Here is an 18,882-nt window from a genome sequence, read left to right on the forward strand (position 1 = left end):
CCATAATAATGAAATATAGTTCTAGACCAAAACAAGGAGTTAAATCTGATGCCTGAGTTTATTGTCACCATTGAAGCTGACTCAGCACCTCAAATCGTTCTTGGTCAAATTCTTCTTGGTGGAACAGTCACGGCTTTAAAACTTGAAAAGCGTAAATTAGTTTCCGTTGCAGAACTTGTTGCAAAATACGGATATTCTGACGAAACAATAAGAACGAGATGTATTTCTATCAACCAGGGAAGCAATGGTAAACACATGTACGATCCCGATGCTGCAGATGCTCTACTTAGGAATCCTAAATTTAGACGTGGACCCAAACGTAAAAATTAATAAAATGCCCACTTTATGTGGGCTTATTTTTATCCATTAAAAGCTGCAACCAAATCATCCGCACTCGGGTTGTAGTAAGTATTTACCAAAATATCTATCTTTTTATGACCTGTGATTTTAGCTAAAACTTCAACAGGTAATTTTCTCACTCGAACCATCCGTGTAATAGCCTCATGTCGAGTATCATGAAAATGTAAGTTATTTAATCCAATTGTAATTTTGCTTCTTTCCCACATTAAACGAAAAGCATTTTCTGACTGCGGTATCACCCTACGCCCTTTATGCTTAATTAATTTAAGTAATTCTTTTGCTTCATCAGACAATGGAACAATCCGAGGATCTCCATTCTTGGTTTTAGGTAAATGAACATATCCATCAAAAATATCTTTCATTTCCATTAAAAGTATTTCACCACGACGCATTGCAGTTTCAATAGCAAACAAAAAGCCCCAAGCAACATAATGCTGCGATAAGACTGGTACCTGTCCTATCTCATAATTTAATGCTTTAAGTATCAGTTCAATTTCGGATGCATGAATACGACGTGAACGTGCTTTAGGCTTTTTGGGCTTTGTAATTAGCATCCAAGCATTTTCATTTAAGATGAAAAGTTCTTTCTGGGCATAAGTAAACATTGCGCTGTAATGAGAAATTTCTTTTAGAACCGTATTTTCACCCACTTCTTGAAGTCTTTTATTGCGCCAATTTGTTAAATCTTTCGGAGTAATGTCATAAATAGATTTTTGTGCTAATGCGCCAAATTTACTCTCAAAATTACGGTATTGACCTTTAATCCAAGCACGAGAAGACTTCGACTCTTTCCATTGGCCGACGCTCTCATAATATTTATTGTTTAAATCTCTAAAAGAAAATTTAGGCTTAATCTCCCCATTTTCAATTCTAGTTTGTGTATGTAATTCTAATAACTTAAGTGCAGCCCATTGTTCACATTCTTTGGCGGTATCACGGGTGCAGTAATATCTTTTACTTTCATATGAGACAGTAATGTTATATGTCTCACCCCTTTTTCTTGGTTTCGGTATTTTCATTTTGTCGCAAACTTGTCGCAGATGGCTAATAAATATTGCCATTTTTCACCAATTTAGCCAAGTCCGACACAATAATAAATGCTAAAAATAGACAAAAAAAAGACTCATAAGCATTTGATTAGCTTATAAGTCTTTGATTTATATCTGGTAGGTATAAGCAGACTCGAACTGCTGACCTCTACGATGTCAACGTAGCGCTCTAACCAACTGAGCTATACACCTATAATGTGGAGGGAATGATATTCATTTTTTAGTATCCTGACAAGTTTTTTCAATAACTTTCAATTCAGTCGCACATTCTTTAAGCAATTTCTCTAAAAAAGATATCATCGTGCTATCTTTTTGTTCTAGATACATAATTTTTTGAAATACCGTATTTACTTGCTCAAATACATGCGTCCGATCCGAAAATGCAGATAAACGTAACATCCACTGTTGAAAAGTTTCACTCTGCATTTTTTTGTGTTCTGCGCTTAATGACTTAGAAAAAGAATGAATGACTTTATCCAGTGCAGATAAATTTCGAGATATATTCCACCGATATACCACAAAATATATAGCTCCAAGAAAGAGAGTGCCAAAGATGAGAATGAGTGCATAGCGATAACTTGAGTTTAGACCAAATTTTTCTAGCCAGCCATTTTGCTTCGCTGCATCATATCCCACGACTTTACTTTGCCATTGATAACTTGCGTAATCACTCCAAATATTGAAGCTTTTCAACATTGAATATTGTGGATAACGCCATGTACTACCCTCACCACCTAAGACCAATCGTTGCTCCGAAATATAGTCTTGCATACCTTGATCAATACGTTGCGGTGCAATTATGAAAGTTGGATCATAGCGGTGCCACTTACCTTGTAGATAAACTTCAGTCCATGCATGCGCATCTAACTGACGCACTTCCCAGCTTTGTCGATCTGGTGCAAGCTGCCCACCTTGATAACCCAGTACAACCCTAGCGGGAATACCAACATAACGCATTAACATGGCAAAACTAGAGGCATAATGTTCACAAAAACCCTGTTTCGATTGAAATAAAAACGTATCAATTCGATTATTACCTAGCTTTCCTGGGGCCAAGGTATAGCTAAAATTATTCTGCTGATACCACTGTAAAATGCGTTGTATATATACAGCAGGGTTTTGATGACTTTGCGTAAATATATCTCGTGCTAATTGCTGTGCTTGCGGATCACTGGACTGAATAAAATTTAAGTTATTATCTTGTTCTAATTTAGATAAATGTTCTAAATCATTAATTCGAGAACCTAACCACTGTAATTTAATCGGTTGCGTTCGTTGTACCATTTGAGTCGGCGTAATTGCTCCATCTTGATGTAATTGAAAATATTCCTGAGCAGGAATTGACCTTTCCAAAGCCATGACCCATTGCACATGATCATCCGCTGCAAGATACTGATAACTCCAAATCCATTTAGGCTTTTTAATATTTTCAATTACTTGAGGCTGCTGATTATTTTCACTACTGGTCCATGTCGTACCATCATATTGATCCAGTACTATGGCCCGCCAATATAATTCTGGTCGCTTAGGTAACTGTTGCATATCTCCCAAAATACGAAAAGCCAAAGCGCTAGACTGTGAAAGCTCAGCTATTTCACCTGGTGACATTCGATCACTCATTCCAGTAACGCCCTGTGAGCTCGCGACTGGAATTTGCCAAAGTGGTGGTAATCTTGGAAAAAATAGAAACAAAAGAATAAAAAATGGTACAGCTAAAGCAATGACTTTGAGTATATGTTGAATATCGGTTTTCAATAATTGAAAACCACTCATGTTCTGTTCAAATTGTGACGTCTGAATTCGATACAAACCAACCAAGCAACTGACTAAGCAAGAAAAAACTAGCAACGCCATCCATATTGATTGACTATATAAAAATAGTCCCGCACTCACAAACAATGCAAAATTGAACAAGATAATTAAATCGCGCTTATTTTTAGTTTCTAAAGCTTTGGCGTATAAAAAGGCCGCAAGTACTGCCATTCCTGCATCAACACCAAGAAAAGTTTTATAATTTAAATAAATAATACCTAATGCAAAAATCACACTGAAAATTTTTACGCATTTAAAAATAAAAAATTTAATGTGCGTGGTCGCAATCGTATACCGATCCTTCACAACCAAATTCAGAATCATGCATAAAAACACTAGACTTAAGGCAATCGGGATAAATGCCAATTGTGCGACCAGTATTAAGCTCAAACTTAAAATAATTGAAATTTGAATGGCTCGATTCATATATTTAAGCTCGTGCAAGCTGCTGCTGAACTTGTAAATATTGTTGTTCGCCACAACCTTGTACAATTTCAATCTGCGGCAATCTTATGCTGTAGGGAATTTTATGTTGCTCACATTGGTCGACTAAGCCCATTATTAAACTGAGCTTTTCCTCATGGTCGCTACTCGGCATCTGTGCATATTCAATATATAGGGTCTGTGCATCAGATTGATCTTCAAATTGCTTAATATACATTCCTTGACCTCGTGCAACTTGCTTCCAAGAAACCGCTTGCAAAGAATCCCCCACTTTAAAATTACGTAATTCATGAAATTCATCTAAATCAGGTTGCCCTAAACTCGCACTAGCATAAAAATTTTGATTTAATGCTTTTGGCTGTGGTGCAATCCACACCTCTTTTTGAATATAAAAATATGTCCATGCGCGAACCAAGCCTAGTGGATAGGTAGAATACATTTGAATTTGTGGAAACTGATATAAACCACGCTGCTCTGCAATCAAATGTAATTCAATACTTTGTTGCAATTCATCAAAAAGGACTTGTTGGAATTGATCTGCGTATTTGAAATATAGATATTTTGGCATTTTAGTGGGTTGCTTCAAAATAAATTTAACACTAAAGACCTCATTAACTCGCCCAACTTCAGGACTAATAATTTCAATATTCAAAGCATGTAATTGCTTAAAAGTCAGATAAAAGCTAATGCACAATATGGCACTGATTAGGAAACAAAAACCTAAAATCAGGTTGTTGGCATAATTCACACCAGCAATAAAGGTGATCAAAATCAGGATTAAATATAAAAATCCTTGTTGATAGATGAAAACCAACACATCATTTTGTTTCAGTGTTTTAGGTGCTTGATATTGAAAACGCTGACTCAGCCACTGTTTAACTTTTTTCTGCATCACCATATTTCAAAGATCCATTAGCCTTTAACTGAAACTTTCTGCATTAGATTGAATGTTTCAGCTTCACCTAAACCAATACGATGTGCAGTCACCGCAACAAATACGGCTTGAACATCATCAGCAATGACATAGTTCCGCTTTTCAACAAGTGCATGTGCTTGTGCTGCATGTTTTAAGGCCAAGACTCCCCGTGTAGATAAACCATGTCGTCCTTTTCGAGTTTCTTCGGTCAAATCCAGCAGATAATCTAAAACAATTTCACTCACTAAAATTTGTTTAACACAAGTTTGCAATGTCAAAATTTCAACTTGAGAAAATACGGCGTTCAATGTGCTCATCAGCGCATGACGTGAACTTTGTTGCAATAATAATTTTTCCGCTGAACGAGATGGATAACCTAAAGATAAACGCATTAAAAAACGATCAAGTTGCGACTCTGGTAAAGCATAAGTTCCACTTTGAAAAAGCGGATTCTGTGTCGCCACCACCCAGAAAGGTTTAGGCAATTCATAACGCGTGCCATCTACCGTAACATAACCCTCTTCCATGGCTTCAAGTAAGGCACTTTGAGTTTTGGGACTACAGCGATTAATTTCATCAGCGAGTAAAATTTGAGTAAAAATTGGGCCCTGCTTAAATTCAAATTGATGTTCTTTTTGATTAAACATATTAATCCCAATTACATCACTGGCGAGCATGTCATTGGTGAATTGAATTCGTTGGAAATTCAAACCGGTCAAATGCGATAAACTACTGGCGAGCGTTGTTTTCCCCAAACCAGGTAAATCCTCAAAAAGTACATGGCCTCCTGCCAATAAACTGCATAAAGTCAGTTTAGTTTGTTGATCTTTACCTAAAATAATTTGATTGATTTGATTTAGAAATTCATCAATTTTTGGATAAAAAGGTATAAGCTCATTTTCAGCAATGAATTCAATTGATTCCAAACTTTTTGTTTTTGTGGAGCCCCAAATCACCTTTTATTCCCCAATAAAAATCAGATAGATGATTAACATACACTGTTTTTTTATTTTTACCCAAAAGATCAAATCTTTAATTCTAAAAATTCCAAATATAATGAATAAAATAAATACTAATCTTAATGTTTAAAACTATGCCTCATTTAGCTGAGACTGACGTTAGCATCGTTTTATTTGCAAAATAGTCTTTATCACGAAAAACCCTTCATTGAGATATTCACTTATAATGGACCAACCACCCCAACTTAAAATGAATAAAACAAAAAACGGTATCTAAATACCGTTTTTGTTAACTGATCATATCAACAAGGACATTTTTTTAAACCACCACTTGCAGACGGATAACGTGCATCTACACAATAACGGTGGAACGTTTTTTCATCCATTGCCTCCAAATCGGGATGGTTCTTTTTCATATGTTCCAAATAAGTTTCATAATCTGGCACACCAACCATCAAACGAAAACTCTGTTGTAAACGCTGCCATAAAGTTGCTATACGCGACCAATTTCTTGGAGAAAAAATTAACTCTTTCTGCGACATAATGGTCATTTTGATGATTTTATAAATCACCGCTTTTCCACCTTTGGCAAATTTAAGATTCATCATTACCACCTCTACTCAGTGTGCCTTTGTAACTACAATTTGTTCAGGGTCAGCATAGACTGCTGGTGATTCATTCACTGTAGGGACTGGGCTTGCCAATGCACGACGAATCACACCAATGGCAGCAATCAGCATCACTATTGCCACAATCATAAAGAATGCACAGAGCGCTGCATTGATTTGATTAGAGAATACAATTGTCTGCATTTCTTCAAGTGTTTTTGCAGGTTTCAAAATTTCACCTTTAGCAATCGCATCAGAAAACTTATTCGCTTGCGCCAAGAAACCAATTTTTGGATTTGCATGGAAGATTTTTTGCCAACCTGCAGTCATACACGTAATGAATAAAAAAATGGTTGGAATAATCGTTACCCAAACATATTTTTCTTTCTTCATTTTAAATAAAATGACTGTACCCAAAATCAACGCCATTGCAGCCAACATTTGGTTACCAATACCAAATAATGGCCATAAACTATTGATCCCACCCAATGGATCAACCACACCTTGATAAACGAAAAAACCCCATCCCGCTACAGCAACCGCTGTACCAATCATATTTCCCAAAAAATTATGTGAATTTTTCAGTGCTGGAATGACGATACCCACAGTATCTTGCACCATAAAACGACATGCACGCGTACCAGCATCGACAGCCGTTAAAATAAATAGTGCTTCAAATAAAATAGCAAAGTGATACCAAAATGCCATCATCGAACGATTATTAAAAATTTCGGTAATAATGTGTGCCATACCAATCGCAAATGTAGGCGCACCACCTGTGCGTGATAGAATCGTATTTTCACCGACTTCTTTCGCCAATAAAGCTAAAGTTTCAGGTGTCACGACAAAACCTAAATTGCGGACTGCTTCTGCTGCACTTTCAACAGTTGTACCCAATACCGCTGCTGGTGCATTAATGGCAAAATACACTCCTGGTTCAAGTACTGTTGCACAAATCATTGCCATAATCGCAACGAAAGATTCCATTAACATCCCACCGTAACCAATCACACGAATATTAACTTCGTTATCAATGAGTTTTGGTGTTGTTCCAGAGGCCACTAAAGCATGGAAACCTGAAATTGCACCACAGGCAATGGTAATGAATAGGAATGGAAACATCGAACCTGCAAATACAGGTCCCGTACCATCAACAAAATGAGTCACTGCTGGCATTTTAAGCATTGGCATGGCAATCATAATACCAACCGCAAGTCCTGCAATTACACCAATTTTTAAAAAGGTAGATAAGTAATCACGCGGTGCTAAAAGCAACCAAACGGGTAAGACTGAAGCAACAAAACCATAAATAATAAGACACCAAGTTAACTGTGTCCCCGTTAAAGTAAAGAAAGGCCCCCAATATGCATGTTGTGCGACATCTCCACCATAAATAATCGCGGCCATCATTAAGACAAATCCAATGATTGAAACCTCAGCAATCTTTCCTGGACGGATATAACGCATATACACACCCATAAATAATGCAATCGGTATTGTTGCCGCAATACTAAATACGCCCCATGGACTATTGGTTAACGCCTTCACGACCACTAATGCTAAAACAGCAAGAATAATGATCATAACGCCCAACGCACCGAGCATGACAATCACACCAGCGAATGAGCCAAGTTCTTGCTTCGCCATTTCACCCAGTGAACGACCATCTCGTCGGGTGGAGATAAATAACACCAGAAAATCTTGTACAGCACCAGCAAACACCACACCAATGAGTAACCACAATGTTCCAGGTAAATATCCCATTTGCGCTGCAAGAATAGGACCTACTAGTGGCCCTGCGCCAGCAATGGCAGCAAAGTGATGCCCAAACAGTACATATTTATTGGTGGGTACATAATCTAAACCGTCTGCCATACGATGCGCGGGCGTTAACCGACGCGAATCGAGTTCAAAAACCTTAGTGGCAATAAATAAACTATAAAATCGATAAGCGATGCTATATACACAAATTGCTGCCAAAACCAACCATACGGCATTGACATGTTCACCTCTGCTGACTGCAAGTATTCCAAATGATACTGCACCAATTACAGCAACAACAGCCCACATCAGTTTCGACATGGCTGAGGGCTTCGTTTGAATATTTTCCATTAATACCTCATATCTTAATTACAAAAGCAGTTTCTTTTGACTGATTCACTTCATGTGTTTTGTATATTTTTCCCTAATGACTTTACTCCTGATTTTTTTGTTTTAATCTAAGACTTTGGCATGAAATTTGATTTGAATATGTTCGATTAATACCACATTGTAATGACATACTTTTTTATAAAACACCACTTACTAAATCCAGATAATATACCCTTGCTCCTCTTTGGCTAGCTTTCCCATCTTGGGCTTAAATTGAGATATAAAAAAGGGATGATTTTCATCATCCCTTCGATAATAGTCTATTTTTAAACTATTATGCACGCTCTAAATAATCACCTGTACGCGTATCTACACGAACACTTTCTTCTTGCTGTACAAATAAAGGAACACGAACTACAGCGCCTGTTTCAAGTTTAGCGGGTTTACCACCGCCACCTGAAGTATCACCACGTACACCTGGATCAGTTTCAACAATTTTCAAGACCACGAAATTTGGTGGATTTACAGTTAATGGAACACCATTAAACAGCATCACTGTACATTTTTCATTAGAATCATCTTTTAACCATTTTACTGCATCGCCCATTGCTATTTTATCAGCAGCAATTTGCTCGAAGCTTACTGGATCCATGAAGTTCCATAGTTCGCCATCGTTATAAAGATATTCCATCTCTACTTCAACGATGTCAGCACTTTCAAGTGATTCATTTGATTTGAAAGTTTTCTCTAAAACTTTACCTGTTTTAAGGTTACGTAGTTTTACGCGGCTAAATGCCTGACCTTTACCTGGCTTTACATATTCATTTTCCATAATTGAACATGGGTTGCCATCAAGCATTACTTTAAGACCTTGCTTAAAGTCATTTGTAGAATAATTGGCCATGCAGGCTCGCTCCAAAACTTACTAACTTAATCTATTCATGCAGTAGGACTATCGGCAATTCATTCAATTTTGCGACAGTGACCTTTCTTGACGATGCAAGGCACGTATTTTACATTTTTAGTATTCTAAATGAGCAATACATAACGAAGCAACGAAAAAATATCCCTGTCCTATCAGATTGCGGGTAAAATCCACGATTGGTTAATATATAAAAGCTCTTCATATCTATTATCGATCGAAGATTTTTTATACTGATAACACACGCTTACACTGCGACACTGAAAATAGATGAATTATCTATAGACCTTTAACTACCTTATTTTAACACGTGTAATGATAAACTATTTATATCAAGAGAAAAACTGGCAATCTCAACTCAGTGATCTAATTACTGACCCATTAGAGCTGCTCGAAATACTGCAACTCTCACCTGAGCAACTCTTATCTGGGGCAATTTTAGCCTCAACACAGTTTAAATTACGGGTACCGCGGGCTTTTGTTGCTAGAATGCAAAAAGCGAATCCTCTTGATCCGCTTTTATTACAAGTTTTACCTCACCATTTAGAACTTGAAGAACATGCAGATTTTGTCACAGATCCCTTAGGTGAAGAGGCAGCCAATCAACTTCCCGGTGTTTTACACAAATATAAATCACGTTTTTTACTGACTTTAACGGGTGCCTGCGCAGTTCATTGCCGTTATTGTTTCAGACGTCACTTTCCATATCAAGAAAATCTACCTAAAAATGAAGATTGGCTAAACATCAAAAGTTATTTAGAAAACAATCCTGATGTCAACGAGGTGATTTTAAGTGGTGGAGATCCTCTCACTTTATCCAACCGAAAACTAGCACTTTGGCTAGAACGTCTATCATCTCTCAAACAAATCAAAATCTTGAGAATTCACTCACGCGTTCCTGTTGTAATACCAAATAGAATCGACGATGAGCTTGTTTCTTTATTGAAAAACAGTAGGCTACGTGTAATTCTAGTGATACACTCAAATCATCCTGCTGAACTAGATGATGCTACTTGTGCTCAATTAACTCACTTAGCACAGCAGAATATTTTAATTTTAAATCAAGCTGTGTTATTAAAAGGTGTCAACAATTCAGCTCAAACTTTGATTGATTTGAGTCATCGACTATTTGACGCACAAATTATGCCATATTACTTACATGTTTTAGATAAAGTTAAAGGTGCGCAACATTTTGACTTAGAGCCAGATCAAATTGATCGGCTATACAATGAGGTTTTGGCCAGCTTACCAGGCTATTTGGTGCCTAAACTGGTTAGAGAGATTGCGGGAGAGAAAAATAAAACACCGCTTTATGGAGTTTCAACTTTTTAGGTATTAACAATGATAAATAAAGAGATTTCGGAAATTTTTAATTCTTCCACGGTTCTAAAACAAGATCAACTCAGTTTTACTGATGCAACTGTCCCTGCAATGACGGAATGGGCTTCCAATCTGTCCATCATGCAATTGGGTGATACCTCAGAATCTGTGCTTAAAGCGATTCACGAATTAGCCGAATTGCAATGTAGCGAAACCTTACGTTTTGATTTAATTCAAGTGTTACACCCTATCGTTGAAAATGTGTTGATGAGTTTAGAAAAGCATTTTTTAAATCAAGGGCTTTTTCATTCAGATCGGCATGAGCAAATTATTGAATTAACGACACGCTTACGTACTTATTTTAGCAATATCTATATTGATATCGTACGTCGCAGTGATCAACAATTGCAGACGCAAAAATTTTCTTTGTTAAAGTTTAGCCAAAAACGAAATTTAAAAACAGCACGTACGCTAGCAACCCATTATGCACTCGAACAGTTAGGATTATTGCTCGTCCAACAGCAAATGTTATATAGCATTCCACTGTCCAACCAATGGCTAACCACACATTACTTGTATGATCTTGCAGAAAGAAATCAAGAACATTTAATTAATATTAATCAGTTACAAGGTATTCATCAGAATATCAATACTATACAACAAGGTTATGCTCAAATTTTACTCTTAGAAATTTTTAATACCCATCAAATTCGACCATCAGAAGTTCAGGCACTACATCAATGTAGCTTTGACTGGTCAAAACTCATTCACATCTCTCCTAGAGAAAATACTTTATCTCGTTATATTGTGGATAACAGTAAAGATCATCCACCTGTCTATAATCGTAAACAGCATGATAGCTTTCAAGCCAATTTATACGTTTCTACACAAAATTTGTTAGAACACATTAATTCTACCACGCACAAAGATACTGAATACTTATCTAAAAATGAACAAATTCATCTCTCTACTGCATTAAAGTTTCATGCACAAAATGTCTTAGGAACCACTAGCGAGCGGCAACATGAACGCTATGAATATTCAGCACAACTGCAAATTTGTTTTGGTTTACTGAGTGGCCATTTCCATTTATCGAAAGCCAAAAACTTCCATGAAACATTGTTATTAAACAATCACTATGGCATGCAATCTGAATCAAATGTTCAATCTAATATGACTCGATCTACGGATACATCAACGCTTAAAAATATTAAAGTTTTGGATCGAGAAGCTAGGCACATTTATCAAACCCAAGTTTTAGATATTAGTATTAATGGCTATCGTATCCGTTGGGCAAATGAAGCACCTAAAAGCTTACGTACAGGCGAATTCATTCTGGTGAGTGAAAACCTGCAAAAAAAATGGAAAGGCGCCATTATTCGTTGGATCAAACAATCGGTCAATAAAAGCTATGAAGTGGGTATTGAAGTTTTAGCCCAAGATATTTTCCCTTGTTCTGTCAAGGTTCCAGCCGATCGCTCTACCATGAACTATCATCCTTGCCTATTATTAAGAAACCAGCATTTAGATGATACCAAACATTCGTTAATTTTACCTAATATTCCATTTTTTAAAGAGCAGCAAGCTGTTTATCTGCGTTTAACGGATCAAGAAATTAAAATACACTTAATTAAAACGCTTTTAATCACACAAAGTTTTATTCAGTTTGAATTTGAATTACTCAATGATGAGCAACAGGTTTTAATTAATCAATATATTCATCAACAATCTACTGATTTAAATAATCAAGATGTATGGGACGCATTAAAGTGAGAAATTTATTATTATCTAAAAAATTAAAACGTTCAGAAACTCGTTTGCTCATCATAGATGATAACCAGATTCGCTATAATGAGATTTTAGAAGTATTTCAAAATAAGGATCATCTGGTACATGCAACCCTATTAGACGACCTACATAGTTTTGAAAAACAATTAAATACCAATTGGGATGTCGTGATTTTTGGTCGTGCTTACGATCTAAAAATCGAACAAACGATTACCTTAATCCAAGCATCATCTCAAATTAATATCCCTGTACTCCTCCTCAAACCAGAGGATTATCAGACTACACAATATCCAAGTTATATTCATAAAGGTATGTATGATGTTGTCAACTTAGATTACCCTGAACGTTTTTATATTGGGCTGATTCGAGCACTGTCTTATAGCCGAACACTACAAGGCCAGCGTCATTTATTAAACGAATTAGAAAATGCTAAAAATCAAGCTCAGGCTTTAGTACAAGAGCAACATAAAGCTGTCGCGGTGCTTCAGGAAGGTATTCATATTGAAGCCAATGATGAGTATTTAAAACTTTTTGGCTTAACATCGCAGGATGAACTGATTGGTTTACCTATTTTAGATATTCTTCAACCTAAAAACTTACCTGATTTTAAAAATCGTTTTAAAAAAGTATCTCAAGGTCAATTCGAACTTGCGCGCTTTGAAATAGATACACTGAATCAACATGCACAAAGTGAAAATCCTTTGAAGATTGAATTCTTACCTGGATCTGAAGATGATGCGATCCAAATTACCATAGAAACCCAATCTGCGACACTCAGCCACACCTCCCAAGCTGAATTGACAGCATCAAATAATTCGAACAATAAAAACTCAATCTTTCAGCAAATTAGTCGCACTTTACTCAATCAACCAGCGAAAGAAAATGCACTGATTTTATTCCGCTTAGCCTCAATTCCTGATTCTATTTTAAATGCCAGCTGGAACACCTCAAAAGACTATTTTAATCAAATAGCTGGATTTATTAAGGAACAAACCAACAGTACTGTCTTTAAAATAGATACAGGGCTCTTTGCAATATTAGTCCAAGCAGAGTCTTCACAAATCTTAGAATCGAGACTTTCCGGATTACTCGCCCTTGAAAAACCACAATTAATTACAATAGGTGATTCAACCTATTCATTACAATTGAAGCTTGGATTTAGTCCAATTATCTTAAATACCTTTAACGAATCTAGTTTTGAAAAAGTGCTCGCGACTGCTTATAATACGCCATTACCAAAACGGGAATCTGAATCTGAATTACAGCTTTTAGCAACACTACAAGACACTAAGATTGATTTGGTGCCAAATGATCTCACTCTTCCTACTACACACCTAAAATCAATCGTTCCTGAAGTTTCGATACCAAGTACACCTACAGCCGTAGATTTGGCGCAAGCTACAGCACAAGCATCCGCTTCTGTATCGACTACGCAGCAAACAACTTTAAATATCGAGCCAACACTAAAACATTCTCCAATTCTAACCACGATTCAAAAAAATCTAGAGAAAGGCGATATTCATCTTAAGTATCAACAACTCTATGATAAGCAAGATACTAGCTTATACACCTATGAAGTAACCAGTGGTTTCATTTATGAAAATCAATGGCAAAAAATTAGTAGCTTACTTGAATTAGACGAAGATATTGAACTTTCAATTAAATTAGATCGCTGGATTTTGGTCGAGGCTTGCAAGCAACTACATAATTTCATTACGCAATACCCTGAAGCAAAATTGATTGTGAATTTAAATCGTCATATTTTATTTAATGACAAACAGTTCCCCGAATTAGTAGCTAAACTGATTACGATTGTCGGTAGTAAATTATCAAATCCATTAATTTTACAATTTGATGAAGATGATATTGCCAAAAATATTATTGAATCTCAAAAACAAATTGCAGTATTACGTGATCATGGGGCCGAAATTTCAATTCGTAATTTCGGTACATCTATTTCCAGTGAAGCCATCTTAAAACAAATTGATGTTTCACTATTAACGTTAGATGAAAAGTATACACAGATGTTAAATAGTGATGCTACAGTGCAAAAATTACAAGAATTAGTAGAAAGCTATACAATGATTAAACCCGTTGAATTATTATTAAAAAATCTGAATGATATGAATGTATTTGCGAATGCATGGAATGTCGATGTGCGCTTCCTACAAGGCGAGTATTTCCAGAAAAAATTGGACCATTTAACGGATGTACAAGATCAATAGATCTTGTACATTTTTCAATGATAGCAATTTTAAATACAAAAAAAACGGGCAAATTCCCGTTTTTTTTCTTTTGCAAGATTAGTCGCGTTTGATAGAACGTGACATACCAGCAAAACGTTGTTTGAACTTGTCGATACGACCGCCAGTGTCCACATTCTTTTGTTTACCAGTATAGAATGGGTGGCAAGCTGAACATACATCTAGGTAAATAGTTTCTTTACCAAGTGCTGAACGAGTTTCGATTACATTACCACATGAACAAGTAGCAACTAGTTTTTCGTATTTTGGGTGAATATCGGCGCGCATGGTCGATTCTCCTAAGTTAAGAAAGGTTTTCTGTCATCGCAATTAATCACTCTCAAATATATTTGAGGAATGCAAGTTTATATTGCAAAACCAGCAGATCAACACCACAACAGACCATTTCTTTTGGCCCACCGAAACGGCATCCGTCAGGGCTAAGCACAACAAGTGGGCATTATTATAACCGAATTAAAAGTATTTATAAATAAAAATTACGGTTTAAAATTAACTTATACGCTCTACATCCTTTCTCATATTCTGGCCAATCAGCTACTCACTCATAAACATCCATGTATTCCAACTAGCCTAGAAACCGACTGGGATTGCTATGTTCAACTTCTATTCTTGTGGAGTATGCTGTTTCGACCAGTAATTTGCGATGATTCCACACAGCATCAGTTGAATTTGATGGAAAATCATAATCGGTAGCACAATCATCCCAATTGGCTGTCCAATAAATAGAATTTGCGCCATCGGTACACCACTAGCCAAGGTCTTTTTCGAACCACAAAAGAAAATTGCAATCTGATCTGCGCGATTAAAACCGAGCCAACGTGGAACATATAAAGCCAATAACATAATGATGGTCAACAAAACCGAACAAGCGACTGTTAAATAGCATAATATTTCCCAACTAACCTGATGCCATAGTCCTGCAACCACAGCAGCACTAAATGCGCCATAAACCACCATTAGAATAGTACCTTGATCAAATGCTTTCACAAGGCTCGGAGCTTTCTGCATGTATGGAAATACAATAGGCCGTAATAATTGCCCTGCAATAAAAGGTACAAGTAATAATAACGTGATTTCTATAATCGAAGAAGTTGGATCATAGTTATGCTGGGATTGCCCAAATATAAATAAACTGACTAAAATAGGCGTAATAAACATACCAATTAAATTTGAAAATGACGCACTACATACTGCTGCAGCAACACTCCCCTTCGCGACAGAAGTAAATGCAATCGAAGACTGTACTGTCGATGGCAAGAAACACATAAACAGAAAACCCCAATATAATTGTTGCCCCAAGAGTGGTAACAAAATCGGTTTCGCTAACAGGCCCAACACTGGGAATAAAGCAAAAGTAAAAGCAAACACGACTGCATGCAATTTCCAGTGCAATATGCCTTGAATAATGGCTTCACGAGATAATTTAGCCCCATGTAAAAAAAATAATATGGCAATCGCAACATTGGTTACAATACCAAAGCCACGTGCAGTCTGGCCAGATACAGGGATAAAAGTTGCTAATATCACCATTACAATCAATAAAATCGTAAACCGATCTAGAGCCAATAATTTCAACATTTTCATTCACAACATCCTGTTTTTTATTGGTATAAAAAACCCAATAAGATCATTTTACCTAAAGGTAAACTTCATCTTACTGGGCTTATATATTTAAGCTAGTATTTCGCTTAAATATTCACTATTTATTTAGAAAACTTAAGAAATTCCTTAAGTGTTGAAGATTAATTGTTCTTGGCATTTTCATCCTGTTGAATCAATTCAATCTTATAACCATCTGGATCTTCAACAAAGGCAATAACCGTGACACCACCTTTCATTGGGCCAGCTTCACGAACAACATTACCACCAAGTGCTTTAATTTCTGCACAAGCTTTATAGGCATCATCTACTGCAATCGCAATATGACCATAAGCATTGCCCAATTCATAACTTGCAATATCCCAATTATGTGTCAGCTCTAAAACAGTTGTATTCGCTTCATCACCGTAGCCCACAAATGCTAAAGTAAAACGACCTTCTGCATAATCACGTTTACGAAGTAATGTCATACCAAGCACTTCGGTATAGAACGCTAAAGATCGCTCTAAATTGCCTACGCGTAACATCGTATGTAGCATGCGCATATTATTCACCTTTTTCAATTTGAATCGAATTTTGATGTACTTTGAGTAATTTCGCTACCCAAACGACAAGGATTAAAATTGGAATACCAATTAGCGTAGTCATCAAAAAGAATTTTGGATAACCAATATTAGTAACAATTGTACCTGAATAACCACCCAAAATTTTAGGGGTTAAAGTCATCAAAGAACTAAAGATGGCATACTGTACTGCTGTAAATGAAACACTGGTCAAACTCGATAAGAATGCAATAAATGCTGCACCTGCTAAACCTGAAGCTAAATTATCCACAATAATCGCAAAATATAACCAACTCGAGCTATATTCTTTGACAACCTTCCCTTTGATTTCAACCATATCTTGTGATTGGTCATTAACCACTGCAAGGGGTTCAATATCAATACTTAAGCGATCTGCTTTAGACTGTGCCTCAGTTTGGATTTGATAGCTTAAATGCAGCGGTGCAATTGTTGCGAATTGAGGATCAGTGACTTTAACAAAAATCGTTTTATCTGGCGCAGCAGCAAGCGCTTGACCATCAACCGCTCCACTAAAAACACCTTGATCATCAATTTTTGCAGGATAGTCTTTGCCATTTAGCACAAAAATAATGCTTTTGGCTGGATCTAGTTTTTTAAGATCAATTCCATTTAACTGCCCTTTCAGCACAACACTTTGTTTTAATTCCGCCGGAGAAAGTTGATTATCCTGAGAAATAGGAAAAACCAATAATTGAGGCTGATCCGATTGCTTTAAATAGGGTAATTGTGCGACTACCTCAGATTTCTGACGATGCTTGAACTGCGTTTTCACTTGAATATGATCTGCTTGAGCTAACTCAGCACTGGGAACTTTTAACTTCCAATAACCTACTTCATCGGCTTGTACAGTATAATTTTGTGCACCAATTTGTACATCAACATCTGCAATTTGTTGACCTGACTTTACTAACCCAATGAAAATTAAATTGGTCGAACTAGCTAAAATTGCACCAACAAACATTAATTTCATAATGTTCATACGTTGTGCCAACAAACCACCCAAAAAGCCACCAACTAGACTAAAAATAACACCGTAAATTTTTACTGCTTCTGCAATTTGCTGTTTGGTAAAATTAAGATCTTGGTAAAAAACGTTAGAGATTACACCAGCAATAATATCGGAAATACGATAAAAACCAATCAATAGCAGTAACACTAAAGCCAGTTTCACCCCGTAGCGTTTAAAGAAATCTGCAATCGGATTGACCCAAGTCTCGTATGCCATTTGTTTATTTACAACACCGACTTTAATTAGGAGTGTTGCAATCAAAATTGCGCCTGCACCCGAAGTCAAAAACCGAACTGCTTCAGTTAAAAATTTGAGAAAGCTGTCCTCAATATTCCATTGTTTTTGAATAAATTGAATAATGTAATCTGAATAAATGTAAAAACAGACAAAGCTTGCAACTGCTACAATAAACACAAATACTAGACGGTAATAATCCGTCTTTTTATACTGTTTATTCACACGATATACTTGTGGTTCACGAATCGAAAGTGTGGTGATAATACCCACAAGCATGACTGCGGCCATCGCTAAATAAGTATATTTCCAAGCCTCGTAAATATAATTACCTTTTGCCGTACCTAAAGAAGCTGCAAGAAATAATGCACCCGCCCCAGCAATAATCATCCCAATCCGATAACCAGCATTATAGGTCGATGCCAAAACAGTTTGCATTTCCGTTTCTGCTAGCTCAATACGATAAGCATCTATCACAATATCTTGCGTGGCGGCTGAAAATCCAAGTAAAACTGCTCCGACCGCCATTTGATAAAGATAACTTTGACCTAAAGCTGGATCTGAAAAAGCCATGATACATATGGCACAAATAATCAGTATCTGGGCAATGAGTAGCCATGCACGACGTCGACCTAATGTTTTAGTTAACACAGGGACAGGTAATTCATCGATCAGTGGTGCCCATACAAATTTGAATGAGTAGCCCAAAGCCGCCCAACTAAAAAAGGTCACCGCACTTTTATCAATACCTGCTTCACCAAGCCATAAAGATAAGCTCGAAAAGATTAAAAGGATTGGAATGCCTGCGGAAAAACCCAAAAACAGCATAATTAAGGCACGACGATCGAGAAAAGCCTGAAAGGCAGATTTCCAACCTGATGTTTGCGTTGTCATTGCGTTATTATTTTCTGCAAAATTAAATA

General features: G+C 36.6%; 15 protein-coding genes and 1 tRNA gene. 4 read left to right on the plus strand and 12 right to left on the minus strand.

Annotated features, from left to right (window positions below):
• The first annotated feature begins 48 nt into the window (after positions 1 to 48).
• Complete coding sequence (locus B9T27_RS03310) at positions 49 to 330, plus strand: DNA-binding protein (RefSeq protein ID WP_086205446.1); 282 nt, start codon at positions 49 to 51, stop codon at positions 328 to 330.
• 29 nt (positions 331 to 359) lie between these two features.
• Here B9T27_RS03310 and B9T27_RS03315 read toward each other — a convergent pair whose 3' ends face one another.
• From B9T27_RS03315 to efp, 8 genes are all read right to left on the minus strand, one after another.
• Entirely contained in the window at positions 360 to 1,379 is a 1,020-nt protein-coding gene (locus tag B9T27_RS03315) for a tyrosine-type recombinase/integrase (protein WP_086205447.1), read from the minus strand.
• A gap of 145 nt (positions 1,380 to 1,524) precedes the next feature.
• A tRNA-Val gene (locus tag B9T27_RS03320) sits at positions 1,525 to 1,601 on the minus strand.
• Positions 1,602 to 1,622: 21 nt separating this feature from the next.
• The gene (locus B9T27_RS03325; RefSeq protein WP_086205448.1) at positions 1,623 to 3,647 is read right to left on the minus strand and encodes a transglutaminaseTgpA domain-containing protein; all 2,025 of its coding nucleotides are present in this window, start codon (positions 3,645 to 3,647) and stop codon (positions 1,623 to 1,625) included.
• 4 nt (positions 3,648 to 3,651) lie between these two features.
• Entirely contained in the window at positions 3,652 to 4,557 is a 906-nt protein-coding gene (locus B9T27_RS03330; RefSeq protein WP_086205934.1) for a DUF58 domain-containing protein, read from the minus strand.
• 20 nt (positions 4,558 to 4,577) lie between these two features.
• On the minus strand, positions 4,578 to 5,537 hold the full coding sequence (locus B9T27_RS03335; protein WP_086205449.1) for an AAA family ATPase: 960 nt from the start codon (positions 5,535 to 5,537) through the stop codon (positions 4,578 to 4,580).
• Positions 5,538 to 5,842: 305 nt separating this feature from the next.
• The gene (locus tag B9T27_RS03340; protein ID WP_171263320.1) at positions 5,843 to 6,148 is read right to left on the minus strand and encodes a YbdD/YjiX family protein; all 306 of its coding nucleotides are present in this window, start codon (positions 6,146 to 6,148) and stop codon (positions 5,843 to 5,845) included.
• Positions 6,149 to 6,160: 12 nt separating this feature from the next.
• Entirely contained in the window at positions 6,161 to 8,260 is a 2,100-nt protein-coding gene (locus B9T27_RS03345; protein ID WP_086205450.1) for a carbon starvation CstA family protein, read from the minus strand.
• Between the two features lie 313 nt (positions 8,261 to 8,573).
• On the minus strand, positions 8,574 to 9,143 hold the full coding sequence (gene efp / locus B9T27_RS03350; protein WP_086205451.1) for an elongation factor P: 570 nt from the start codon (positions 9,141 to 9,143) through the stop codon (positions 8,574 to 8,576).
• A 333-nt stretch (positions 9,144 to 9,476) separates the two neighbouring features.
• Between efp and epmB the strand changes: the two genes are divergently transcribed.
• Genes epmB through B9T27_RS03365 form a run of 3 tightly spaced genes read left to right on the plus strand, consistent with a single transcriptional unit; the run spans position 9,477 to position 14,494 of the window.
• The gene (gene epmB, locus B9T27_RS03355) at positions 9,477 to 10,493 is read left to right on the plus strand and encodes an EF-P beta-lysylation protein EpmB (RefSeq protein WP_086205452.1); all 1,017 of its coding nucleotides are present in this window, start codon (positions 9,477 to 9,479) and stop codon (positions 10,491 to 10,493) included.
• A gap of 9 nt (positions 10,494 to 10,502) precedes the next feature.
• Positions 10,503 to 12,254 carry a GTPase gene (locus tag B9T27_RS03360; RefSeq protein ID WP_086205453.1) on the plus strand — a complete coding sequence of 584 codons (1,752 nt, stop codon included), beginning with the start codon at positions 10,503 to 10,505 and terminating at the stop codon, positions 12,252 to 12,254.
• On the plus strand, positions 12,236 to 14,494 hold the full coding sequence (locus tag B9T27_RS03365) for an EAL domain-containing protein (protein ID WP_086205454.1): 2,259 nt from the start codon (positions 12,236 to 12,238) through the stop codon (positions 14,492 to 14,494). Before B9T27_RS03360 ends, B9T27_RS03365 begins: the two co-directional genes overlap by 19 nt.
• 78 nt (positions 14,495 to 14,572) lie before the next feature.
• Here the strand turns inward: B9T27_RS03365 and rpmE are convergent, their stop codons facing one another.
• From rpmE to B9T27_RS03385, 4 genes are all read right to left on the minus strand, one after another.
• Complete coding sequence (gene rpmE, locus B9T27_RS03370) at positions 14,573 to 14,800, minus strand: 50S ribosomal protein L31 (protein WP_086203234.1); 228 nt, start codon at positions 14,798 to 14,800, stop codon at positions 14,573 to 14,575.
• 336 nt (positions 14,801 to 15,136) lie between these two features.
• Positions 15,137 to 16,117, minus strand: coding sequence for a bile acid:sodium symporter family protein (locus B9T27_RS03375; protein ID WP_086205455.1), 981 nt, complete (start codon positions 16,115 to 16,117; stop codon positions 15,137 to 15,139).
• Between the two features lie 158 nt (positions 16,118 to 16,275).
• The gene (gene gloA, locus B9T27_RS03380; RefSeq protein ID WP_086205456.1) at positions 16,276 to 16,677 is read right to left on the minus strand and encodes a lactoylglutathione lyase; all 402 of its coding nucleotides are present in this window, start codon (positions 16,675 to 16,677) and stop codon (positions 16,276 to 16,278) included.
• A gap of 1 nt (position 16,678) precedes the next feature.
• Complete coding sequence (locus B9T27_RS03385; RefSeq protein ID WP_086205457.1) at positions 16,679 to 18,853, minus strand: AmpG family muropeptide MFS transporter; 2,175 nt, start codon at positions 18,851 to 18,853, stop codon at positions 16,679 to 16,681.
• Between the last annotated feature and the right edge of the window lie 29 nt (positions 18,854 to 18,882).

The sequence above is a fragment of the Acinetobacter sp. ANC 4648 genome, assembly GCF_002135345.1.
GTDB lineage: Bacteria > Pseudomonadota > Gammaproteobacteria > Pseudomonadales > Moraxellaceae > Acinetobacter.